Source organism: Urinicoccus timonensis, assembly GCF_900232945.1.
Lineage (GTDB): Bacteria > Bacillota > Clostridia > Tissierellales > Peptoniphilaceae > Urinicoccus > Urinicoccus timonensis.
In genome coordinates, this window is sequence record NZ_OCTU01000003.1 from 213,509 (window position 1) to 235,951 (window position 22,443).

20 protein-coding genes, 1 tRNA gene and 1 pseudogene are annotated in these 22,443 nt (G+C 44.9%); 17 read left to right on the forward strand and 5 right to left on the reverse strand.

Going from position 1 to position 22,443, the window contains the following annotated elements; genetic code table 11:
* Nucleotides 1-3: 3 nt before the first annotated feature.
* From CS898_RS06450 to CS898_RS06460, 3 genes are read left to right on the forward strand one after another with little or no spacing between them, the layout of a single operon-like run.
* Entirely contained in the window at nucleotides 4-1,041 is a 1,038-nt protein-coding gene (locus CS898_RS06450; RefSeq protein ID WP_099208527.1) for a carbamoyl phosphate synthase small subunit, read from the forward strand.
* A gap of 4 nt (nucleotides 1,042-1,045) precedes the next feature.
* Entirely contained in the window at nucleotides 1,046-4,276 is a 3,231-nt protein-coding gene (gene carB / locus CS898_RS06455) for a carbamoyl-phosphate synthase large subunit (RefSeq protein ID WP_099208528.1), read from the forward strand.
* A 9-nt stretch (nucleotides 4,277-4,285) separates the two neighbouring features.
* Nucleotides 4,286-5,296, forward strand: a complete 1,011-nt coding sequence (locus tag CS898_RS06460) for a M42 family metallopeptidase (protein ID WP_099208529.1) — start codon at nucleotides 4,286-4,288, stop codon at nucleotides 5,294-5,296.
* Nucleotides 5,297-5,604: 308 nt separating this feature from the next.
* Here CS898_RS06460 and CS898_RS06470 read toward each other — a convergent pair whose 3' ends face one another.
* Both CS898_RS06470 and CS898_RS10170 read right to left on the reverse strand, forming a co-directional pair.
* Nucleotides 5,605-6,456 carry a CPBP family intramembrane glutamic endopeptidase gene (locus CS898_RS06470; RefSeq protein ID WP_099208531.1) on the reverse strand — a complete coding sequence of 284 codons (852 nt, stop codon included), beginning with the start codon at nucleotides 6,454-6,456 and terminating at the stop codon, nucleotides 5,605-5,607.
* A gap of 55 nt (nucleotides 6,457-6,511) precedes the next feature.
* Nucleotides 6,512-6,717: pseudogene (locus CS898_RS10170) on the reverse strand (helix-turn-helix domain-containing protein).
* A 314-nt stretch (nucleotides 6,718-7,031) separates the two neighbouring features.
* On the opposite strand from CS898_RS10170, the gene CS898_RS06480 reads away from it, so the two are divergent.
* Nucleotides 7,032-7,847 carry a metallophosphoesterase gene (locus tag CS898_RS06480; RefSeq protein ID WP_159459140.1) on the forward strand — a complete coding sequence of 272 codons (816 nt, stop codon included), beginning with the start codon at nucleotides 7,032-7,034 and terminating at the stop codon, nucleotides 7,845-7,847.
* Between the two features lie 15 nt (nucleotides 7,848-7,862).
* On the opposite strand, the gene CS898_RS06485 is transcribed toward CS898_RS06480, so the two are convergent.
* From CS898_RS06485 to CS898_RS06495, 3 genes are read right to left on the reverse strand one after another with little or no spacing between them, the layout of a single operon-like run.
* Nucleotides 7,863-8,678, reverse strand: a complete 816-nt coding sequence (locus CS898_RS06485; protein ID WP_306345824.1) for a metal ABC transporter permease — start codon at nucleotides 8,676-8,678, stop codon at nucleotides 7,863-7,865.
* Nucleotides 8,671-9,333 carry a metal ABC transporter ATP-binding protein gene (locus tag CS898_RS06490; RefSeq protein WP_099208533.1) on the reverse strand — a complete coding sequence of 221 codons (663 nt, stop codon included), beginning with the start codon at nucleotides 9,331-9,333 and terminating at the stop codon, nucleotides 8,671-8,673. Before CS898_RS06490 ends, CS898_RS06485 begins: the two co-directional genes overlap by 8 nt.
* Complete coding sequence (locus tag CS898_RS06495) at nucleotides 9,330-10,400, reverse strand: metal ABC transporter substrate-binding protein (protein ID WP_099208534.1); 1,071 nt, start codon at nucleotides 10,398-10,400, stop codon at nucleotides 9,330-9,332. Before CS898_RS06495 ends, CS898_RS06490 begins: the two co-directional genes overlap by 4 nt.
* A 269-nt stretch (nucleotides 10,401-10,669) precedes the next feature.
* On the opposite strand from CS898_RS06495, the gene CS898_RS06500 reads away from it, so the two are divergent.
* From CS898_RS06500 to CS898_RS06560, 13 genes are all read left to right on the forward strand, one after another.
* Nucleotides 10,670-11,464, forward strand: a complete 795-nt coding sequence (locus CS898_RS06500; RefSeq protein WP_099208535.1) for a sugar phosphate isomerase/epimerase family protein — start codon at nucleotides 10,670-10,672, stop codon at nucleotides 11,462-11,464.
* Nucleotides 11,454-12,146 (forward strand): DNA/RNA nuclease SfsA, encoded by a 693-nt coding sequence (sfsA, locus tag CS898_RS06505; RefSeq protein ID WP_099208536.1) that lies wholly within the window; start codon nucleotides 11,454-11,456, stop codon nucleotides 12,144-12,146. Before CS898_RS06500 ends, sfsA begins: the two co-directional genes overlap by 11 nt.
* Nucleotides 12,139-12,633 carry a GNAT family N-acetyltransferase gene (locus CS898_RS06510; protein ID WP_099208537.1) on the forward strand — a complete coding sequence of 165 codons (495 nt, stop codon included), beginning with the start codon at nucleotides 12,139-12,141 and terminating at the stop codon, nucleotides 12,631-12,633. Before sfsA ends, CS898_RS06510 begins: the two co-directional genes overlap by 8 nt.
* A 2-nt stretch (nucleotides 12,634-12,635) precedes the next feature.
* Entirely contained in the window at nucleotides 12,636-13,979 is a 1,344-nt protein-coding gene (locus tag CS898_RS06515; RefSeq protein WP_099208538.1) for a cobyrinic acid a,c-diamide synthase CobB, read from the forward strand.
* Nucleotides 13,976-15,457, forward strand: a complete 1,482-nt coding sequence (locus tag CS898_RS06520) for a cobyric acid synthase (RefSeq protein WP_099208539.1) — start codon at nucleotides 13,976-13,978, stop codon at nucleotides 15,455-15,457. Before CS898_RS06515 ends, CS898_RS06520 begins: the two co-directional genes overlap by 4 nt.
* A gap of 143 nt (nucleotides 15,458-15,600) precedes the next feature.
* Nucleotides 15,601-17,268 (forward strand): peptide ABC transporter substrate-binding protein, encoded by a 1,668-nt coding sequence (locus tag CS898_RS06525; protein WP_099208540.1) that lies wholly within the window; start codon nucleotides 15,601-15,603, stop codon nucleotides 17,266-17,268.
* Nucleotides 17,269-17,367: 99 nt separating this feature from the next.
* The gene (locus tag CS898_RS06530) at nucleotides 17,368-18,297 is read left to right on the forward strand and encodes an ABC transporter permease (RefSeq protein WP_099208541.1); all 930 of its coding nucleotides are present in this window, start codon (nucleotides 17,368-17,370) and stop codon (nucleotides 18,295-18,297) included.
* Nucleotides 18,294-19,232 (forward strand): ABC transporter permease, encoded by a 939-nt coding sequence (locus tag CS898_RS06535; protein ID WP_009430046.1) that lies wholly within the window; start codon nucleotides 18,294-18,296, stop codon nucleotides 19,230-19,232. The genes CS898_RS06530 and CS898_RS06535 overlap by 4 nt, the downstream gene beginning before the upstream one ends.
* Nucleotides 19,233-19,239: 7 nt before the next feature.
* Nucleotides 19,240-20,265, forward strand: a complete 1,026-nt coding sequence (locus CS898_RS06540) for an ABC transporter ATP-binding protein (RefSeq protein WP_099208542.1) — start codon at nucleotides 19,240-19,242, stop codon at nucleotides 20,263-20,265.
* Nucleotides 20,255-21,226, forward strand: coding sequence for an ABC transporter ATP-binding protein (locus tag CS898_RS06545; RefSeq protein ID WP_099208543.1), 972 nt, complete (start codon nucleotides 20,255-20,257; stop codon nucleotides 21,224-21,226). The genes CS898_RS06540 and CS898_RS06545 overlap by 11 nt, the downstream gene beginning before the upstream one ends.
* A 77-nt stretch (nucleotides 21,227-21,303) precedes the next feature.
* Nucleotides 21,304-21,390: transfer RNA gene (locus CS898_RS06550), tRNA-Leu, on the forward strand.
* Between the two features lie 106 nt (nucleotides 21,391-21,496).
* Nucleotides 21,497-21,772, forward strand: coding sequence for a metal-sensing transcriptional repressor (locus CS898_RS06555; protein ID WP_009430278.1), 276 nt, complete (start codon nucleotides 21,497-21,499; stop codon nucleotides 21,770-21,772).
* 39 nt (nucleotides 21,773-21,811) lie between these two features.
* Nucleotides 21,812-22,384 (forward strand): thymidine kinase, encoded by a 573-nt coding sequence (locus CS898_RS06560; protein WP_009430295.1) that lies wholly within the window; start codon nucleotides 21,812-21,814, stop codon nucleotides 22,382-22,384.
* Nucleotides 22,385-22,443 lie beyond the last annotated feature (59 nt).

Here is a 22,443-nt window from a genome sequence, read left to right on the forward strand (position 1 = left end):
AAGATGAAAACATATTTACAATTAGAAGATGGAAGTCTTTTTGAGGGAACGGCCTTTGGCTATAAGGGCAAGGATGTTGTAGGAGAACTCACCTACAATACTGCCATGGTGGGACACCAAGAGTTGATTACAGACCCGGCCTATTATGGCCAACTCCTGGTCTTTACCTATCCCTTAATTGGGACCTATGGTTTTAACCTAACAGACGAACAAAGCCCGGACATCCAACTCAAGGGGGTCATTTGCCGGGAAAAAATTGACCACCCCAACAACTTCCGCTATGAAATTAACATCGACAACTACTTAAACTACCACAAAATTCCAGGAATTTGTGGCATTGATACCCGGGCTCTTTCCCGTTACCTCCTGGACCACCATTCCTTCCGGGGGATTATCACCCGCAAGCCCAAGACGGAAAGTGAGTTAAAAACCCTTCTGGATGATATGGACTTAAGCCATGGAGTCTTTGATGTAACCTGCGAAGAAAAAATTTCCTATCCCGGTAAGGGCAAGGACGTGGCTGTTTGGGACTTCGGTTTAAGAAAGAGCTTGATTGACTATCTCAAGGTTAGGGATTGTTCCATTACCCAGTATCCCGCCCAAACAAGCTTTGAAAAAATCCTAGATGCCAAACACGACCTCTTGATCCTGTCTTCTGGTCCAGGAAACCCCACCATGGTCCAAGATATTATCTCAGACATTGAGCAAATTCTTGGAAAGATTGACATTGTGGGTATTGGCCTGGGAGCACAAATGCTGGCAAGAGCATTGGGCTGCGGAATCAAGTTTCTTCCCGGCCACAAGGGGTCCCAACCCATCATGGACTTAAAGACCAAAAAGATCTACCACAGCCACCAAAACTACCAGTATGGTCTAATTGATGAAAAGCCTATTGAACCTAGCTTTATCAACCTGCTGGACCAAACAACGGCAGCTTTTAAGGCCAAGGACTACCGGGCCTGGGGATTCCTCTTCCAAGCGGAAGAAGACCCCTACCATGGCGAATGTAACTTTGTTTTAGATGAAAGAATTGGAGAGTGAGAAGATGGGCAAATTTGAAGGCGTAAAAAAAGTATTGGTTTTGGGGTCAGGCCCCATTGTCATTGGCCAAGGAGCTGAATTTGACTATTCAGGAAACCAAGCCTGTCAAACTCTAAAGGATAATGGGGTGGAAGTTGTCTTAATCAACTCAAACCCCGCCACCATTATGACCGACCGGGGTATGGCCGACAAGATCTACATTGAACCCATGACCTTGGAAGTGGTGGAAAAAATTATTGAAAAAGAAAAACCCGACCACCTGATTCCAGGGATGGGGGGACAAACTGGCTTGAACCTGGCCATGGACCTTCATGAAAAGGGGATCTTGGACAAGTACGATGTAAAAGTTTTAGGAACTCCTATTTCTGGTATCAAGAAGGGGGAAGACCGGGAACTCTTCCGGGAGCTAATGGAAGAAATTGACGAACCTCTTATCCCATCCAAGACGGTAACAGGCCTGGATGAAGCCTTGGACTATGCCGACTACCTGGGCTACCCCGTAGTGGTCCGGCCAGCCTTTACCCTGGGAGGAACAGGGGGCGGAATTGCCAAGACCAAGGAAGAATTGGTTGAAATCGCTACAGGAGGCCTCCACCGGTCCCGGGTCCACCAAGTCTTGATTGAAAAGTGCATTACTGGTTGGAAGGAAATTGAATTTGAAGTGATCAGGGACCACGACGGCAACAAGATTGTGGTGTGCTCTATGGAAAATATCGACCCTGTTGGGGTCCATACTGGGGATTCTATTGTGGTAGCTCCTACCCAAACCCTGAGTCCTCTAGAATACGGCATCCTACAAAGGTCTGCCTTTAAGATTATCGATGCAGTAGGGATTGAAGGAGGCTGTAATGTCCAATTTGCCCTCCACCCAACTTCCACCAAGTATGCTGTAATCGAAATCAACCCCCGGGTCAGCCGGTCCTCGGCCCTGGCTTCCAAGGCCACAGGCTATCCCATTGCCCGGGTGGCTACCAACATTGCCCTGGGCTACCGCCTAGACGAAATTGAAAACCGGATTACCAAAAAGACCTCAGCAGCCTTTGAACCAGTTATTGACTATGTAGTTGTTAAGATTCCAAAATGGCCCTTTGACAAGTTCTACAATGCCAAACGGCAATTGGGAACCAAGATGATGGCTACAGGAGAAGTTATGGCCATTGGGTCTTCCTTCCAAAGTGCTCTTCTCAAGGGGCTTAGGTCCTTGGAAATTGGGAAATTTAGCCTAGAGCACCCTGGCCTAGCTGAAAAATCCCTCCAAGAATTGAAAAAAGAAGTCCTATCTCCTTCCGATGAAAGACTCTTTGTCCTGGCTGAACTCTTAAGACGGGGCTATTCCATTAAACGTCTAGGCCTGGAAACGGGAATTGACGAATTCTTCCTCTATGAAATTGCTGACATTGTCCAAAGGGAAAGCAAGCTCAAGGAAATGACCAAGGATGACCTAACAGAAAATACCCTGAGAGACTTGAAAAACCGTGGTTTTTCAGATGTGGCCATTGGAAACTTTATTGGGGAATCTCCCAAGTTCATCTATGAATTAAGAAAACTCTACAATATTACAGCCTCCTTTAAGGGGGTAGACACCTGTGCGGGGTCCTTAAAGGTGGACTCTCCCTATCTCTACTCTAGCTATGACCTGGAATCCGAAGAAAAGACCCTGGAAAAAACAGGCAAAAAGGTCCTGGTTATTGGGTCTGGTCCCATCCGGATTGGCCAAGGGATTGAATTTGACTACTGTTGTGTCCACTGTGTTCAAACCTTAAACAAGCTGGGTTATGAAACCATCTTGATGAACAACAACCCAGAAACAGTATCTACGGACTTTGACCTGGCAGACAAGCTCTACTTTGAACCCCTGACTATTGAAGATACCCTAAATGTTATAGACCGGGAAAAACCTGATGGGGTCATCCTACAATTTGGTGGCCAAACAGCCATTAAGTTGGCAGACTTCTTTAAGGATTCTGAAATTCCCATTTGGGGCACAGACCCCGATGCCATTGACCGGGCAGAAGACCGGGAACGCTTTGATGAATTGCTGGAAGAATTGGGCATCCAACGTCCCAAGGGCCATGGGGTTTGGACCACAGAAGAAGCTGTGGATATAGCCAAGAACCTGGGCTATCCTGTTTTGGTTAGGCCCTCCTATGTCCTAGGAGGCCAAGGAATGGAAATCTGCTATGGGGAAACCCAACTTCGCTACTATTGCGACCGGGGCTTCCAAAAAGATCCCAAGAACCCCATCCTCATTGACCAATACATTGACGGCATGGAAATTGAAGTAGATGCTCTCTGTGATGGGGAAGACATTTTAGTTCCAGGAATTATGGAGCACTTGGAAAGAGCCGGAATCCACTCCGGAGACTCCATCTCCATCTACCCCACAGACAACATCCCCCAAGACAAGAAAGAAGAAATTGTCCAAGTAACCAAAAAAATTGCCCTGAGCCTAGGGGTTATTGGTCTGGTCAATATCCAATACATCCTAAAGGACCACCAACTCTATATCATCGAAGTCAACCCAAGATCTTCTCGGACCGTTCCCTACCTGTCCAAGGTAACTACTATCCCCATGGTGGATGTAGCTACAGAATTGATCCTGGGCAAGAAGCTCAAGGACATGGGCTACGGAACAGGCCTCTATCCAGAAGGCGACTTGGTTTGTGCTAAGATTCCCGTCTTTTCAACAGACAAGTTACAACAAGTAGAAGCAGGCCTTGGACCTGAAATGCGGTCTACCGGGGAAGACCTGGGAGTGGGCTTAAGCCGCAAGGAAGCCTTGGCCAAGGGCTTTATCGCATCGGGCATTGACCTGGCTAGCCACCCCAGACGGGTTTTAGTAACCCTGGGAGACAAGGACAAGGAAGAGTTGAGGGACTCTATCCTCATTATGAAGGACATGGGCTACAGCTTTGCAGCTACGGAAAATACCAAAAACTTCCTGGAAGACTTGGGCATCCAAGCTGAGCATGTTCGTAAGATTGGGGAAGACTACCCCACCATCTTGGACGAAGTCAAGGAAGGAAAATTTGACCTTGTTATCAACACCCCAACCAAGGGAGGAGATGCCAAAAGAGATGGCTTTATGATCCGAAGAGCAGCCATTGAATCTGATGTGGAACTCTTAAGTAATGTAGACAAGGCCAAGAGCCTGATTGAAATTCTCCATGAAGAAACCCTGAAAGATGGGATCAAGCTCTACGAATTAAACCAATTTGACCAATATAGAAGGTAAGGAGACAGGATGGAAAAAATTCTCGAAAAACTACAATGGCTTTGCCAGACCCCCAGCCCTACAGGCATGACCCAGGACCTCCTTCAAGGAATCCAGGACCGCTACCCCCAAGTAGCCTGGTCCAGAACCCGGAAGGGGACCCTCCTAGGCCAGCTGCCTGGGAAGGGGAAGAAGATTGCCCTGGCCTGCCACATTGACACCCTGGGCTTGATGGTGCAAAAAATCAAGGACAATGGCCGTTTGGAAGTTACCACTTTGGGAGGCTTTCCTCTCAACTATGTGGAGCAGGAAAATGTCCTGGTCCATACCCTGGAAGGTAAGACCTATGAGGGGACTGTCCGACTAAAGGATCCAGCTGTCCATGCCAGTAAGGATGCCGAATCAGCCAAAAGAGACACCCAGTCTATGGAAGTGGTCCTGGACTATCTTGTAGAGGACAAGAAGGATGTCCAAGACCTGGGGATTTGCAACGGAGACTATATTTCCCTGGACCCCAGGTTTCGCCTGGCCGGAGATGGCTACATTAAAAGTCGCCACCTGGACGACAAGGCCTCTGCCGCCATCCTATTGACCCTAATAGACCATTGGGAGGACTTTGACCATCCTCCTGTAACTATGGTTTTTTCCTGCTATGAGGAAGTGGGCCACGGAGCTTGTGGCCTAGACCTGGATGTGGAGGACTTTATCGCCGTAGACATGGGGGTCATTGGGGACAAGTTGGAGGCCAAGGAAACCGACGTCAGTATTTGTCGCAAGGATTCCAGCGGGCCCTATGACTATGACTTGACCAAGGACTTGATTGACCTGGCCAAGAAAGAGGGACTGGACTTTGCCACAGATGTCTTTCCCTTTTACGGGTCCGATGCATCGGCAGCCCGGTCTTCCGGTTTAGATGCCCGTTTTGCCCTCATCGGTCCTGGAGTTTCTGCCAGCCATGGCTATGAAAGAACCCACAAAAGGGGACTGGAAAACACCTACCGGCTCCTTGAAGCCTATTTAAAGGCCCAAGGAAGCTGCTAAAAAAGTGGAATAAATGTAGAGGGGTGTATAAAAATAGTTTGCTAAGTCTTTAGGTGGTAAGAGAAGAGGCCATGAGTTTGAATACTCATGGCCTCTTCTCTAATTTTTGTAATTTTCCGACTGCTCTAAAACCATATAAAATATTTATTCACTCTATTGAGGAGGGTATCCATTTTCGCAAAGTAGAATTAGCAAATCCATCTTTATTTGTACTCATCCTGAAGTTCAATAAAATTTTTAAGGAATCCGATATAATTTCCAATAGTTAGAGAACATGAAAGTTAAATATTTGAATAAACTATTTTTTATCATCTATTTTTTATTTTCTTTCTTCTTTCTAAATAAAATATAATAAAAATACTTATAATTTCAATAAATGTTACCACTATGCTGCCCTCTGGCCCATAAATTTCATCGTACAAGTTATAATTTAAAATTTTAAAGTTAAGTAAGCTATCAAATCCACTAAAGCCACTTACATTTAAGCCATAAATCATTGCCATGGAAAAGTTCCAACCTGCATGAACTCCAGAGGTCAACATAATATTATCTTTATAAAATAGTAATTTTGCAAAAAATATACCCACCAGGATTGTGTTAAGGGTGGATAAAATTGTAACTCCCTCATTACCCAGGTGCAAAAGTCCAAAAACAATCGAAGGAAGTAGGATTGCAACGTTTCTTCCAAATCGATCAGATAGAGCTCTCGTTAGGATTCCTCTAACCAAGATTTCTTCTGATGTTGATTGGATAAAAAATGCTATAAAGTAGGCAAGAAAAATCAAATTAAAATTGCCATAGCTACTTCCACTGTATTCAAGAGCTCCTCTTCCCATGTCTAATAAGACATAAATTGAAATTTGCAAGAAGCCAAGGAAGAGTCCAATGCCAATGTTCTTGGCCAGGCCTTCCGTCTTAAAAAATATGTAATCAATTTTCTTTTTCAAAATAATTTTTACAAAAAAGATGGCCGCCAATAATTGACCCGTAGTTCCCATTAGCATCACTAGGTTTGCATTTTTATAGTCTCTATTATAGGTCTGTCCATAAAAAATTATTGACAGGGCAAGCATAATCCCACCGGTGAAAATGACGATTGCCAGTAACAATACAAAAATCTTTAAGATAATTTTAAAAAAATTATTTATTTTATTTTCCATAATCTTCTCTCCTCTCTTCCTCTTAATAGTTTCCCATCTCTCATTTACCACTTAATTATCTAACTATTTCATATTCCAATACTTCCGACATATCACACTTAAAATACTTACAAATTCTACCAAATATCTCCATGCTCACATTCTCATCTCGTCGCATTTTACAATTGTGTGTGGACTTGTATCTATTGTGGTTTGTAAGTATAATTGATGATAGGAAAATTCCTTAATCCATCTCAATTCAATCTTCCACTTTATACAGATTATCTTTGATATTATACCTTATTCTATAACTCATGTATAGATATTTCTCAAGGTAAACTTGGTCTAGTTTTTACTAATTGAATTGAGCAAAATATTTTGAAAAATTGAGAAAATTATAATGTATTAAGACCATTCTCCTGTGATATAAAACCATATACAAACTAAGATATAGAGTATTTAAGAATTTTAGATGCTCATGAACATAAAAGCTCTGACTATATAATGTAAGATAGTAGGAAATAATTATAAATTTAATAATAAAATTCTGATAAAAATTACCGGACAAGGATCCGGTAAAAGTTTTGGAGGTCGTCTTGTATTTCATTCTTTTAGGCCTGGTTCTGGCAGGGCTTCTCATCTATCGGGAGAACCAGTCCCTGGCCCTAAGCCACTATCAAATAAAAAGTAAAAAAATTAGCCGGTCTCTTAAGATTTGCCAGATATCGGACTTCCACAACCATGACCACAGGGGCTTTCAAGAAAAAGTCTACCAGGCCATCCGCCAGGAAGACCCAGACTATATTTTTTTGACAGGAGACCTGGTGGATAGTCGGAAGACCAAGCCAGAAGTTACTCTGAATTTCTTAAAAAGACTGGTGGCCCATTATCCTTGCTATTATGTAACCGGCAACCATGAACACCGGGTCAAGAACCTGGAAAAAATCCACCAGGCCTACCGGGATTTGGGCATCCATATCCTGGACAATGAGTCCCTGGTCCTGGAAGAGGGGTTAGTCCTTCACGGTCTTCAAGACCCCCGAAGTCAGGGAAGGGGTTTGTCCAAGCAGGATATGGAAAACTATTACAGGAAGCTTTTGGACCAAGAATCTTTTGATCCTCAAGCCTACCAGGTCCTCCTGGTTCACAGGCCGGATTTTTTGAGCCTCTTTGCCTCCTACCCTCTGGACCTGGTCCTTGCGGGCCACCTCCATGGAGGGCAAATTCGCCTACCCATCCTGGGGCCCCTTTTTAGTCCCTATGGAGAATTTTTCCCCAAGGGGGCTCAAGGAATGCAAAAACTAAAGAAAACCAGGCAAATCACCAGCCGGGGCTTGGGAAATTCTTCCTTCCCCATCCGGATAAATAACCCTCCGGACCTGGTGGTGGTAAGCCTGGAAAGAGAAAAATGACAGTCAAGAGGACTGTCATTTTTTTTCAAGGAATTTTTTAATTTTTCTCAAAAGTCCCAGGACCAAGAAGGCCACCAGAGCTGTTAAGACCACACTTCCTCCCGGTTTAATCCCGTAAAAGTAGGAAGACAAGAGTCCCGTCAGCATGTAGATGGTGCCCAAGAGGACTGAGGTCAGGTAGACCTGCTTGTAGGACTTGGCAAACAAGAGGGCCGTAGCTGTGGGTAGGACGATAAGGGAAGAAATCATCAAGGCTCCTACCACCTTGCAGGAAATGGCAATGGTGGCCGCAGATAGGATGGTAAAGAGGGTGTCGATTTGTCCTTCCTTGACTCCGTTGATCCGGGCCAGGACGGGGTCAATGGCCAGGGCCAAAAGGGCCTGGTAGTAGTAGACCGAGGCAAAGGCCACCAGGACAAAGCAGATAGTAATTAGGAGGGTATCCAGGGAAGAAACCACAGTAATGGACCCAAAGAGGTAGGCATCAAAGGAGGCTCCACCCTTGGTAAAGTCCGAGAGAATAGAGGCCAGGGCCAGGCCGGTGGACATGACAATGGCTGTGGCCATGTCGCCAAATTGGGGGAATCTTTTCCGGATGACATTCATGGACAGGCCGGCAAAGATACAAAGGCAAAGGGCCCCAATAACCGGGTCAATGTTTAAAATCAAACCCAGGGCCACACCGGCCAGGGAGGAGTGGGACAGGGCATCTCCAATCATGGAGGTCTTCCGGTGGACCATAACCACCCCTAGGGAGGGGACCATAATAGATAGGAGGAGTCCCACGTAAAGGGCCTGGCGCATATAGGAAAATTGTAACATTTCAACCATGTCTTAAGCCCTCCTTGTCTAGAGAATAAATTTGAGCCCCAGGAAGACTTTTAAAGTCCGGGTCATGGGTTACCATGAGGATGGTCAGGTTCCGGTCTCGTCTCAGTTGGGCCAAAAGGTCTTTAAAGGAAGCCAGCTGGTGGACATCAATGCCTACAGTGGGCTCGTCCAGGATTAAAAGTTGGGGGTTTTTTACCAGGGCCTGGGCAATGAAGACCCTTTGTCTTTGGCCACCAGATAGGGTTTGAACTGGTTGTTTGGCCAGGGAAGTCAGACCAAGGTCTTCTAAAACGTCCAGGGCTTGGGCCTTGTTTTTCCTGCTGGGCTGCTTAAAAAGATTAAAGGATTGGTAGAGGCCCAAGAGGACATATTCCAAAACATTAATGGGGAAGGATAGGTTGATTTGGTCTCCCTGTTGGGGAACATAGGAGACAGAAGAAAGGTCCATATTTTTTTTGACTTCCTGGTCAAAAATTTTTATTTGTCCCTGGTAGGGCAAAAGACCCAGGATGCACTTTAAGAGGGTGGATTTTCCGGACCCATTTTCTCCCAAGAGCAGGGCCAGGTCTCCCTTTTGGACCTCCATAGACAGGTCCTTTAAAAGGTCCTGGTCCCCATAGGAAAAAGTTAAATTTTTTATGCTGAGGGCAGTCATTCATTTAGACTTTCTGCAATGTTTTTCAGGTTCATTTCCATTAAGTCTTTGTAGTGGAGGTCTTGACCATCTTTTCCTGGTACCTTCATTTCCATGGTAGCCAGGGGGGCAGCTTCAATATTGGCTTCTTTAGCTATGGTTTCAGCTCCCTTGGAGGGACCACCAAATTCATAAAAGACTTTTTTGATGCCAAGCTTCTTACAAGTTTCAATGGCTTCTTGGATGGTCTTTAAGTCCGGTTCGGAAACGGAGGTAAGGCCTTGGAGGGGGTATTGGTTGAGACCAAAGTCCCGGGCCAGGTAGCCAAAGGCTTGGTGGGGAACGATAAAGGTCTTATTTTTCTTTTGGGCAAAGACTTCCTTGTATTGGTTCAAGAGGTCTTCCAGGTCCTTGGACAGGGCTTGGGCTCTTTCGTTAACGGAATCTTTTTTGTCACTATTTAAATCGTCCAGGGCTTGGTTGATCTTAGCCACATATTGGATGGCATTGGCTGGGGATAAAAAGCTGTGGGGGTCGTTGGGACCATGATGGTGATGGTGGTGGCCTTCGTGGTCTTCTTCATGGTGGTGGGCTTCTTCGGCTTCGTCATGGTGGTGGGCTTCTTCGGCTTCGTCATGGTGATCGTGGTCTTCATCGGCCTCGTCGTGGTCATGATCATGATCTTCGTCAGCATCATCCTGGTGGTCTGCTTTAATTAAGTCAAGACCTTGGCTCAGGTCAAGAACCTTCAAGTCTGGAAGGGCTTCTTGGACCTGGGGAAGCCAGGCTTCCATTCCCGCCCCATTGACGATTAAAAGATCGGCTTGGGCCAGGTCCTTAATATCTTTGGCAGAAGGTTCCCAGTCGTGGGCTTCAGCTTCCAAGGGCATAAAGGACCGGACGTCGAAGTCTGGACCGGCCAGGCTTTGGGTTAAATCGTAAATGGGGAAAAAGGAAGTATAGACAACTTGCTTAACTTCCTTGCTAGTTGTATCCATTTCTCCTGGATCATTGGCCGGAGCCTTTTGGCAGGCAGCCAAGGCAAAGGCGGTTAAAATTAAAAGAAAACGAATAGATTTTTTCAACATAGAAACATCTCCTTTTTGCTAGATTTTTAGTCAATGAACCTATTGTACCATTAGGAGGAGAAAAGTCAAGGGTATAGATAGGAATCGGTTGCAATAAATAGATTTTTTATAAAAAATAATTTCAAATAAAAGCTAAATAATATGATAAAAGCAACATATAAGCAAACATTCATATTATTTAAGAAGAAAAATGAAATAGAAATGAATACTAACTACATTAATATTTTCAGGCCCCAAGGACTGTGATATAATGAGTTCATGGAGGATTTATGAAGCAATTAACCATTTTACAAGCCATCCAATCCAAGGAGACTTTTTCCCAGGATGTATGCAATAAAGAAAATATAGGTTTGGAAATTCAAGACTTTACAGAAGTCAACGTGTTCCAAGAAAACTTTGCGGATAGTTTAGATTATTATTTAGCCAGAAGAGAAAAAATCAGGGGGCCCTTTGCCATCCATGGGGCCTTTATTGACCTGAAGCCCTATTCCTACGACCGGGCCATTCAAGAGGCATCCATGTTTAAATACCGGATGAGCCTAAATATGGCGGTCTTGCTCAGGGCGGACTATTTAATTTTTCATTCACAAATCAACCCCTTTGTCCAAAACTCTCTTTTGATGGAGATAGACCGGAAGGAAAACAAGAGGGTCTTCCATGCCCTGATGGAGGAGTTTTCTTCCTTCAAGGGCTACTTGCTTTTAGAAAATGTCTATGAAGACGACCCCAGACGGCTCCGGGATTTGGTGGATGCCATTGACCATCCCAGGGTCCAGGTCAACCTGGACCTGGGCCATGCCCGACTGTCTAAAAAATTTTCCCTAGACCAGTGGTTTGAAATTTTAGGAGATCGGATCCGCTATAGTCATGTCCATTGGAATGATGGTTACAAGGACCAACATGGGGTGCCCAGCCTGGAAGATAGGGTTGAAATTTTGTCCCTCTTTCAAAGACATGGGCTCAATGTGCCCTTGAGCTTGGAGTATTTTCCCCAGGATATCTTAAAGGAAGTGGCCCTCTTCCAAGAGGCCATTGACCAGGGAGGCTTGGACTATGTTTTATGAGGGAAATGTCTTAGAAGCATCCTTTGTCCACCGGGATAACCGTTTTATTGCTCGTTGCCTTTTAGGAGGCAAGGAGGTCCTGGTCCATGTGCCCAACACTGGTCGCTGTCAGGAATTGCTCATTAAGGGGGAAAGATGCTATCTCTTGGAGAGCCAAAACCCCAAGAGAAAAACCAAGTACAGTCTGATTGCCATCAACAAGGCAGGGCGGCTGATTAACCTGGATTCAGGAGCCCCCAACAAGCTAGTTAGGGAGGCAGGTCTGGCGGGGAAAATTCCCTTTATGGACCCGGCCAGCCTAAAAAGCGAGGTGACTTTCGGCCATAGTCGCTTGGACTTTGCCGATAAGGACAGTTATTTTGAAGTCAAGGGGGTAACCCTGGAACGGAAGAACCTGGCTGCCTTTCCTGATGCCGTAACAGAAAGAGGGGCTCGCCATATTCAAGAATTGGTCCGGGCCATGGATATGGGCAAGAAGGCCCACCTAATCTTTGTCATTCAAATGGAAGGAGTGGACCTCTTTAGTCCCAACCAGGCCATGGATCCATTTTTTGCCCAGACCCTGGAGGAGGCCATGGACAAGGGTCTGGGAGTCCACGCCTATGACTGCAGGGTCAGCCCTGGAGAAATCCATTTAAATAGGCAAGTGCCTATCCAACTAGGAGTTGATTTTTATGCGTAAGGGAAGAATCCAAGACCTAGAAGCTGTAGAAAAAATTTACCAAGAGGCCAAGACCCGGATGGCAGCAGGAGGCTTGGACCAGTGGCAGGGAGCCTATCCTTCTGGGCTTGATTTTTTGAAAGACTTGGAAGAGGACCAGGCCTATGTCTGGGAGGATGGGGGCCAAGTTATTGCTGTAGCAGCCTGTGTTTTGGGCCAAGAAAAAAACTATGAAAAAATCCAAGGAGCCTGGACCCTTCAAGGGCCCTATGTCACCATCCACCGACTGGCTATAGGGGATGCAGGCCAGGGCCGGGGCCTTGCTAATGGCATCTTCCAGGATATTGAATCTTATTTTGCTCAAAAACTGCCCCTGGTTCGCATTGATACCCATAGGGACAATAAGGCCATGCAGAGAATATTGAAGAAAAGAAACTACCACTATGCCGGGGTCATCCAAGTAGCTGATGGAACGGACCGGGATGGATTTGAAAAAGAATTGAGGTAAAGATGAGTCGATTTATGTTGGCGGCTATGAATTCAAATAGTGGAAAGACCACCATGACCATGGCCCTTTTGGCAGCCTATAAAAAAATGCAGATAGATATCCGGAGTTTTAAAACTGGGCCGGACTATATTGACCCCATGTTCCATGAGAAAATCTTGCACTTGACCTCCAGCAACCTGGACCCCTATATGATGGAAGATGATCTTTTAATCCACCTCTTGACCAAAAATGCCGGAGACCTATCCATTATTGAAGGAGTCATGGGCTATTACGATGGAGTTTCCACTGGTATTTCCTCTTCATCCTACGATCTGGCCCGGAGGACCCAAACTCCCGTGGTCCTGGTTGTAAGACCCAAGGGTCTGGCAGCCACCTTGGCAGCCCTGGTTCAAGGAATCCAAAACTTTCGCAAGGATGCAAACATCCAGGGAATCCTACTCAATGGAGTGTCTCCCATGATGGCGGCCTATTATAAGAAGATTCTAGAAGACAATACAGGCATCCAGGTTTATGGCTACCTGCCCCTTTTTGAAGAGGGCTTGGAAAGTCGCCACCTGGGCCTGATTACAGCTGACGAAATTGAAAACCTCCAAGACCTAGTTGGGACTTACGGGGACCAGGCCTTGGAAAGTGTGGACCTGGAAGGCCTTATGGCCCTGGGGCAAGGAGCCGGAGACTTGATAGATAGCTATCCTGAAGTGAAAAAAATAGGGCAAGTTCGCTTGGCCCTGGCCCGAGACCGGGCTTTTTCCTTCTATTATAATGACGCATTAGACTACTTGAGAGACCTGGGAGTGGAGATTGTAGAATTTTCGCCCCTGGCCAACCAGGCTGTCCCCCAAGATGTCCAGGGAGTCTACCTAGGGGGAGGCTATCCCGAGCTCTATATGGAAGACTTGGAAAAAAATCAAGCCTTTTTGGAAAGTCTTCGAGACTGCCACAAGAAGGGGATGCCGATTTTTGCAGAGTGTGGTGGCTATATGACCCTCTTGGAGGGCTTTCAAGAGGGAGACCGAACCTACCAATTGGCGGGCTTAATTCCAGGAACCAGTCAAATGACTGGCAAGTTACAAAATTTTGGCTATATTGACCTGGTGGCCCAGGAGGACAACCTCCTGGCCCAAAAGGGAGACCACATCCGGGCCCATGAATTCCACTATTCCAAATCCACCAATCCCGGGGAAGTCTTCCAGGGCAAAAAGCCCCAAAGTCAAAGGGGCTGGTCTGCCATGGTCCAAGATGGGAACCTATGTGCAGGCTACCCCCATATCCACTTGATGGCCAATCCCAAGGCGGCCCACCGCTTGGTAGAGGCCATGGAAAAATATAAGGAGATGAAGCGATGACCAAGGCACTGATGATTTTAGGAACGACTTCCAATGCAGGAAAGAGCATTGTAACGGCTGGCCTGGCCAGGGTTTTTAAGAGAAGGGGCTACAGGGTGGCTCCCTTTAAGGCTCAAAATATGGCCTTGAATTCTTTTATAACCAAGGATGGATTTGAAATGGGCCGGGCCCAGGTGGTCCAGGCTGAAGCTGCGGGCATTGAGCCGGATGTCCGGATGAATCCCGTCCTGTTGAAACCCTCCAGCGACCGTAAGAGCCAGGTTATTGTTATGGGCAAGGTCTACAAGACCCTGGCCGCTCGGGACTATTATAAGGAAAAGGACAAGCTCTTTCCAAAAATTATAGAGGCCTTTGACTCTTTAAAAGAAGACTATGACCTCATTCTTTGCGAAGGGGCTGGGAGCCCATCGGAAATCAACTTAAAAGACCAGGATATGGTCAATACGGGCTTTGCCAAAAAAACCCAAACCCCCTTTGTCATTGTAGGAGACATTGACCGAGGAGGAGTCTTTGCCTCCCTGGCAGGGACCATGCTCTTGTTTGACCAGGAGGAAAGGAGTCTGACTCGGGGCTTTATCATCAATAAATTTCGGGGAGACCAGTCCATTTTAGACCCAGGTCTAAGGCAGTTGGAGGACATTACCAAGGTGCCGGTTTTAGGGGTCCTGCCCTATTTAGACATTGATATTGAAGATGAAGACTCCCTTTCAGACCACATGAACCGCTTCAAGAAAAGAGGCCGGGTCCAAATTGCCGTGGTTCGAATTCCTAGGATATCCAATGCCACAGACTTCCATGCCCTGTCCCTCCATCCGGATGTAGACTTGACCTATGTAACCAGCCCCCAAGAGCTGGAAGAAGCAGACATGATTATCATTCCGGGGTCCAAGTCCACCATGGATGACTTTAAGTGGATGAAGGAAAGAGGCTTGGACAGTAAAATCCTTCAAAGAAAGACCAAAGGAGTACCCATTCTCGGCATCTGTGGAGGTTACCAAATGTTGGGAGACTGGATGAAAGACCCCTATGGGGTGGAATCTGGGGGTAAACTAAGGGGCCTGGGTCTCTTGCCCATGACCACTGTTTTTTCCAAGGAAAAGACCACGGTCCAATGCCATGGAAGGATCAAGGACCTGGAGGGTTTCTACTCTTGCTGGTCGGGACTGGACTTTAAGGGCTATGAAATCCACATGGGTCAATCGGATTTAAGGGGAGGACAAAACCTCCATACCAACTCTTCAGAAAGCCAGGGAGCCTGCCAAGATGCAGTGGCTGGAACCTATGTCCATGGATTTTTAGACCAAGGGGAGATTATCCAAAATTTAGTGGAGGCCCTACTAAAGAGAAAGAACTTAGACCCTGGGGAAGAAAGTTTTGACTTTGCTGCCTACAAGGAGGACCAATTCGATAAATTGGCGGATGGATTAGAGAAAGCCCTGGATATTGATGCCCTAGAAAAGATGATTTTTCAAGCATGACAGCACTTTAACAAGATATCAGAAAAAAGTAGTCCACAAATCCTTGAAAAGCCTTTACTTAATTTTAGAATTTAGGTATAATAGTAAAAACACCTACTAAGAGATAGTTCTTTTAGTATGTTAAAGAAAAAAGGGGGAAAACTATGAAGAAACGTAATCTAAGAATTGTCACTATGTTACTTGCATTAGTGATGCTTGTAACGGCTTGCGGTGGCGGCGGAAACAAACCAGCCAACAACGCAGGTGGAGAAACTGCAGATGGTAAGGCTGCAGAAGGAAAGATTTTACGTACAAACAACAGTTCCGAACCAGGAACCTTAGACCCAGCCTTAGCAACTGGTACTCATGACTCATGGCCAATGCAACACATCTATGAAGGTCTTATGAAGTACAATGAAAAAGGCGAAATCGTTGAAGGTGTTGCCAAAGAAATGAAAGTTTCTGATGATGGTTTAACTTACACCTTTACCCTTCGTGATGATGCAAAATGGTCTAATGGAGACCCTGTAACAGCAGAAGACTTTGAATTTTCTTGGAAGAGAGTTTTAGACCCAGAAACAGCTAGTGAATACTCCTACCAACTTTACTATCTAAAGAATGGGGAAGCTTACAACAATGGAGAAGCTACTGCTGAAGATGTTGGAGTTAAGGCTCTTGATGACAAGACTCTTGAAGTAACTCTTGAATCACCAACTGAATACTTCCCAAGCCTAGTTGCTTTCTACACCTACTATCCAGTACAAAAGAAAACTGTTGAAGCAAATCCTGATTGGGCAAAAGATCCTAAGGCTGGAGACTTTGTTACCAACGGTGCCTTCAAATGTGTAGACTGGAAACACAATGAAGCTATTGAACTTGTTAAAAACGACCAATATTACGATGCAGACAAGATCAAGTTAGCTGGAATCCACTTCGATATTATTGAAGACCAAAACACAGCTTGGCAAAGATATGAAGGTGGAGAATATGACTTCTTATACAACCCACCAACAACAATTGTTCATAAGTTAAATCAAGAAAAGAATCCTGAATTAACAATTACAGATGAACTATCCACTTACTACTATGAAATAAATACAGAGAAAAAACCACTGAACAATGCAAAAGTGCGTGAAGCTCTATCTCTAGCTATTGACCGTAAGTCTTTAGTTGAAAACATCACTCAAGGTGGCCAAGTTCCAGCTGAAGGAATGGTTCCCTACGGATTAAAAGACGATGCTGACAAGGACTTCCGTGAAGCCAACGGAAACCTAATCAAGGAAGATGCAGCTGAAGCAGTAAAACTTCTTGAAGAAGGTCTAGCAGAAGAAAACATGACTCGTGAAGACCTAAACGGTATGGTTATTGTTTACAACACTGACGAAACTCACAAAAAATTAGCTCAAGCAATTCAAGAAATGTGGAACTCCAAACTTGGTATTTCCTTGAAACTTGAAAACATGGAATTCCAAACTTTAATTGACCGTCGTCGTCAAGGAGACTTCTCCATTGCTCGTGCAGGTTGGGTTGGAGACTATGCAGACCCAATGACTATGCTTGACTTATTCACAACTGGAAACCCACAAAACAACTCTAGATGGGGAGATTCAGAATTCGATAAGTTGATCAAGACTGCAAAGACAACAGTTGATTCTAAGGAACGTATGGATTCCATGAAGGAAGCTGAAAAAATCTTAATGAGAGATAAACCAGTTGTTCCAGTATACTTCTACACTGCAGCATATGTAACAAAACCATATGTTAAGGGTGTTTACAAGATTATGATGAACTATCCATTCTTGACTTATGCAGAAATGACGGACGAAAAATAACATCCGAATTTCATTGTAAAGATAAAGTAGAGAATCGCTTACCGATTCTCTACTTTACATTTAAAGTTGACACATCAGCCCTTAGAGAAAGGATGAATAATGAAGAAATTTGTGTTGAAGAGGTTTTTAATCTCTCTTGTAACACTGTGGGTGATTATCACCATTACTTTTTTACTGATGCACACCATTCCGGGTGACCCCTTTGCCAAAGATGGTCGGATGCCTGAAACAGTTTATAATAACTTGCGTGCACGGTATGGACTTGATCGCCCCTTAAGTGAACAGTATGTAATCTACTTAAAAAATGTTTGTAAATTAGATTTTGGGGAATCCATGAAATCTAAGGCAGAAAATGTAAATCAAATGATTGCCAGGGGAGCTCCAGTATCTGGACAATTGGGGATTCAGGCCTTTGTCATTTCCATTATCCTTGGACCAGCCTTGGGTTCTATTGCAGCCCTTTACCAAAATAAGTTTCCAGACTATTTGATGATGATTTTGGCAATTATCGGGATTAGTGTGCCCTCCTTTGTTTTGGGAACCCTCTTTATCCAGTTCATTGCCTCTAAGGTTTCCTTCCTACCTATTGCAGGATGGGGAACCTGGGCCCATACCATCTTGCCAAGTATAGCCTTGTCCTTTATGCCCATGGCTTCTTCCGCCCGGATTATGCGGTCATCCATGCTGGAAGTTTTAGGTCAAGACTATATTAAAACAGCTAAGTCAAAGGGACTTTCCAAATTCCGTGTCATTATGGGACACGCAGTTCGGAATGCCATTTTACCTATTGTATCCCAAATGGGGACCACAATTTCTGGTCTTTTGACAGGATCTTTTGTTATTGAAAAGATTTTTGGGATTCCTGGTCTTGGTAACTTCTTTGTTACCTCTATTATCAACCGGGACTACACCCTGATTATGGGAACGACAATTTTCTATTCAGCTATTTTAATTTTAATGCTATTAATTGTTGATATCCTATATGTTGTTGTAGACCCAAGAATTAAATTAGGAGGAGAAAGTTCATGATGACTAACAAACCAATACCCAGTGAACTTTTTGCTCCAGCAGAGCGGAAAGATGATGCCGATAAGATTACCCGTCCAACCATTGGTTTTTGGAAGGATGTCTTACGTCGCCTTTTACAAAATAAATTGGCTATGTTTGGCTTTTTCTTAATTGTTGTGATGCTGATTATGGCCTTTGTTGGACCACAAATTTCTGGATACAGCTACTACCAACAAGAATTAACCCACATGAATATTGAGCCCAATGGCCAATATTGGTTCGGGACAGACACCCTGGGTCGTGACCTATTTACCCGGATTTGCTTTGGAATTCGCTACTCCCTCTTGATTGGAATCCTGGCAGCAGCCATGGACTTTATCATTGGGGTTAGCTATGGTGGGATTGCCGGCATGGCTTCTTCAAAAGTCGATACAGTTATGATGCGGATTGCTGAAATTGCCTATGCCATTCCCTATATGTTGATTGTTATTTTGATTTCCGTAACCATGGGGAAAGACCAAGGGGCTAGTTTATATACCCTGGTTTTAGCTATGTCCATTACGGGCTGGGTTCCTATGGCAATTATGGTTCGTGGTCAGGTTCTTCAATTAAAAGAAAATGAATACTGCCTGGCCAGTCGGTCCTTGGGAGCAAGCAAAAATCACATTCTAATCAAACACATTATTCCCAACACCCTGGGACCCATCTTGGTTAATATCACCCTAAGTGTTCCTCGGGCTATCTTTGCTGAAGCAACCCTATCCTTTATGGGTCTGGGCTTGCAACCACCCCAACCATCCCTAGGGGTTTTGGCTACAGATGGTTTGGAAGTAATGGGGGTTGGCCTCTTTTACCAAATGCTATTACCGGCCTTATTTATTTCATTAATCATGTTTAGTTTTAACGTCTTCGGTGACGGTCTACAAGATGCTTTAGACCCAAGATTGAGAAAGTAGGATTGCCATGGTAGAAAACAAGGAAAATTTCGAAAATATTTTAGAAGTTAAAAACTTGGCTGTCTCTTTCCAAACTTTTTTCGGAGAAGTTGAGGCTGTTCGAGATATTTCTTTTAACTTAAAGAAGGGATCTAAGCTTGCCATTGTAGGAGAATCTGGTTGTGGAAAAAGTGTTACGGCCAATTCCATTGTCCAACTTTTACCCAAGCCTCCTGTTCTTTACAAGGGTGGACAAATCCTCTTTAAGGGGGAAGACCTTTTAAAATATGACAACAAGCAAATGATGGATATCCGTGGGAATCAAATCTCCATGGTCTTCCAAGACCCCATGACTTCTTTGAACCCAACCATGAAGGTGGGTAAGCAAATCGTGGAAGGAGTCCGTCGCCACAAGAAAATTTCTGCCAAGGAAGCAGAAAAACTGGCCATTGAAATGTTGGATCTTGTTGCCGTTCCCCAACCGGAACGTAGAATCCAACAATATCCCCATGAATTTTCTGGTGGGATGCGGCAAAGGGTTATGATTGCCCTGGCCATGGCATCAAAACCGGAACTTTTAATTGCTGATGAGCCGACTACAGCCTTGGACGTAACAGTTCAAGCCCAAATTCTGGACTTAATGAAAAAATTAAACGAAGAATTAGGCACATCTATCATCCTCATCACCCATGACCTGGGGGTTGTGGCAGATATGGCGGATGAAGTCATTGTCATGTATGCAGGACAAATTTTAGAAAAGGGAACTGTGGAAGAGATCTTTAATGACCCCAAACACCCCTATACAAGAAAGTTGTTGGCAGCTGTTCCAAAAATCAACATGGAAAAATCGGAAGTCCTTCACTCCATTGAAGGAACTCCTCCAGACCTCTACAAACCACCGGCAGGCTGCTCTTTCTACGACCGTTGTGACCAAGCCATGGTCATCTGTCGAGACCACCTGCCTGAACTTGAACACCACCAAGGACAACACTGTAGTCGCTGCTGGTTAAATCATCCGGACTGTCCACGAGGAGGTGCTGAAGTTGAAGGATAACAAGATTGTTGAAATTTCAAACTTAAAAAAATACTTCCACGTTGGTGGGGGAAACCTCAAGGCAGTTGATGGGCTTAACTTTTTCATCTATGAAGGAGAAACTTTTGGTTTGGTAGGAGAATCTGGTTGTGGTAAGTCCACAGCAGGTCGGACTATCCTTCGGCTCTATGAGCCCACAGACGGGGAGGTTAAGTTTGACGGAGTGAATATCTACGACTTAAAGGGCAAGGACCTCCATGAGGTTCGTAAGGACATGCAGATGATTTTCCAAGACCCCTATGCTTCTCTGGATCCTCGGATGACAGTGGAAGACATTATTGGGGAGCCCCTGGATATTTATGGAACCCTAAAGGGCAAGGAACGCTACCAAAGAATCATAGATCTTTTGGAGTTGGTTGGGCTTTCTGAAGAACACGCCCAAAGGTTCCCCCATGAGTTTTCCGGAGGTCAAAGACAAAGAATTGGAATTGCTCGAGCTCTTGCCTTGAGACCAAAATTTATCATCTGTGATGAACCTATTTCTGCCTTGGACGTAAGTATCCAAGCTCAAATCGTCAACCTCTTGAAGGACCTGCAAAAAGAACTGGGCCTAACTCTTTTATTTATTGCCCATGACCTATCCATGGTTCGCTATATTTCAGACCGGGTAGGAGTTATGTATCTGGGGCAAATGATGGAGTTGGCCAGTAGTGAAGACCTCTATGGAGGCCCCCTTCATCCCTATACCAAGGCCTTACTATCAGCCATTCCTGTAGCAGACCCTGAATTACAAAGGGCCCGGGAAAGGATTAAGTTGGACGGAGATGTTCCAAGTCCTATTGATCCCAAGCCAGGCTGCCGCTTTGTAGACCGTTGTCCCTACAGTGACGACCAATGTCGGGGTAAGGATCCCGTTATGGAAGAAGTCAAAGAAAATCACTATGTCGCCTGCTTCAAGGTGAGAGAAATCAACCAATTATAATTCATTTTTTCTAAGGGCAAAGAAAAGATAAATATATTGCAAAGACCATAGTGGTATGGTATACTACTATGGTACTTGCCGGAGTGATGGAATTGGCAGACGTACTGGACTCAAAATCCAGCGGTGGCAACACCGTGCGGGTTCAAATCCCGCCTCCGGCACCAAAGATAAGCTCTAAATGCAGGCCATGTGTTTAGAGCTTTTTATTACGATTTTCCTTATCAGCCAGGGAAATTTACTTGTTTTATAAGAAAGATTAGGAGGCAAACCATGAGGCAATGTATGGACTCTGAAAATTTACACCGTCGCTTGAATAAGATTATAGGACAGGTGCAAGCCATTAATCGGATGATTGATGAAGACGTTCCTTGTGAGGATATTCTGTCACAAATTAATGCAGCTAAATCAGCCCTTCACGGGGCAGGGAAGATTGTCCTGGAAGGCCACATCAAACACTGTGTCAAGGATGGTCTAACCCATGGAGATGTGGATTTAACTGTAGAAAAATTTACCAAGGCAGTGGAACGTTTTGCAAATATGAGATAGGCTTATCTAAGGTAAGTCTTTTCTTGCAGGGAGGTTAGAATGCACCAGTACAAGGGAAGGTTAATCGTCCATACCGGGTCTATGTTTTCCGGGAAGACATCAAGTTTAGAAAAAGACTTAAAGCGCTTTTCCATAGCCGGCTATAAGGTCTGTGCCTTTAAGCCCAGGATGGACAGTCGTTGTGGGGAAAATGAGATCATGAGCCATGACCAAGAGGTCACCCATGCTTACCCCTTGGACAATATTGACGACCTGGAGGCCATGGTCCAAGAAAAAGACCTGGATGTAGTGGGGATTGACGAAATCCAATTTATTGACCGGGACCCTCAAAGGGTGGTAGAGGTCTTGTTCAGGATCTTAGACCAGGGAATTACCATTATTGTAGCGGGTTTGGATATGGACTACCAAAAGGTCCCCTTTGAGATTATCAAGGAACTCATGCCCCGGGCTGACTATGTCCACAAGCACCATGCCGTTTGTACCTGTTGTGGGTCGGATGCCTGGGTCAGCCACCGGAAAAGCAGCAAGACCAGCCGGGTGGTCCTGGGAGCTATTGACGAGTATGAACCCCTTTGCAGGGCCTGTTATGAAAAAATGAAGACCAAAGAATAAAACCCCGGTCCGGGGTTTTTTTATGGAAAAAAGACTAGGTTAAAAGTTTTTTCAGCAAG

Bases quoted from the DNA above. Each gene is read 5' to 3' on its own strand.
- CS898_RS06450 (WP_099208527.1), top strand. From the start codon at position 4: ATGAAAACATATTTACAATTAGAAGATGGAAGTCTTTTTGAGGGAACG.
- carB (WP_099208528.1), top strand. From the start codon at position 1,046: ATGGGCAAATTTGAAGGCGTAAAAAAAGTATTGGTTTTGGGGTCAGGC.
- CS898_RS06460 (WP_099208529.1), top strand. From the start codon at position 4,286: ATGGAAAAAATTCTCGAAAAACTACAATGGCTTTGCCAGACCCCCAGC.
- CS898_RS06470 (WP_099208531.1), bottom strand. From the start codon at position 6,456: ATGGAAAATAAAATAAATAATTTTTTTAAAATTATCTTAAAGATTTTT.
- CS898_RS06485 (WP_306345824.1), bottom strand. From the start codon at position 8,678: ATGGTTGAAATGTTACAATTTTCCTATATGCGCCAGGCCCTTTACGTG.
- CS898_RS06490 (WP_099208533.1), bottom strand. From the start codon at position 9,333: ATGACTGCCCTCAGCATAAAAAATTTAACTTTTTCCTATGGGGACCAG.
- CS898_RS06495 (WP_099208534.1), bottom strand. From the start codon at position 10,400: ATGTTGAAAAAATCTATTCGTTTTCTTTTAATTTTAACCGCCTTTGCC.
- CS898_RS06500 (WP_099208535.1), top strand. From the start codon at position 10,670: ATGAAGCAATTAACCATTTTACAAGCCATCCAATCCAAGGAGACTTTT.
- sfsA (WP_099208536.1), top strand. From the start codon at position 11,454: ATGTTTTATGAGGGAAATGTCTTAGAAGCATCCTTTGTCCACCGGGAT.
- CS898_RS06510 (WP_099208537.1), top strand. From the start codon at position 12,139: ATGCGTAAGGGAAGAATCCAAGACCTAGAAGCTGTAGAAAAAATTTAC.
- CS898_RS06515 (WP_099208538.1), top strand. From the start codon at position 12,636: ATGAGTCGATTTATGTTGGCGGCTATGAATTCAAATAGTGGAAAGACC.
- CS898_RS06520 (WP_099208539.1), top strand. From the start codon at position 13,976: ATGACCAAGGCACTGATGATTTTAGGAACGACTTCCAATGCAGGAAAG.
- CS898_RS06525 (WP_099208540.1), top strand. From the start codon at position 15,601: ATGAAGAAACGTAATCTAAGAATTGTCACTATGTTACTTGCATTAGTG.
- CS898_RS06530 (WP_099208541.1), top strand. From the start codon at position 17,368: ATGAAGAAATTTGTGTTGAAGAGGTTTTTAATCTCTCTTGTAACACTG.
- CS898_RS06535 (WP_009430046.1), top strand. From the start codon at position 18,294: ATGATGACTAACAAACCAATACCCAGTGAACTTTTTGCTCCAGCAGAG.
- CS898_RS06540 (WP_099208542.1), top strand. From the start codon at position 19,240: ATGGTAGAAAACAAGGAAAATTTCGAAAATATTTTAGAAGTTAAAAAC.
- CS898_RS06555 (WP_009430278.1), top strand. From the start codon at position 21,497: ATGAGGCAATGTATGGACTCTGAAAATTTACACCGTCGCTTGAATAAG.
- CS898_RS06560 (WP_009430295.1), top strand. From the start codon at position 21,812: ATGCACCAGTACAAGGGAAGGTTAATCGTCCATACCGGGTCTATGTTT.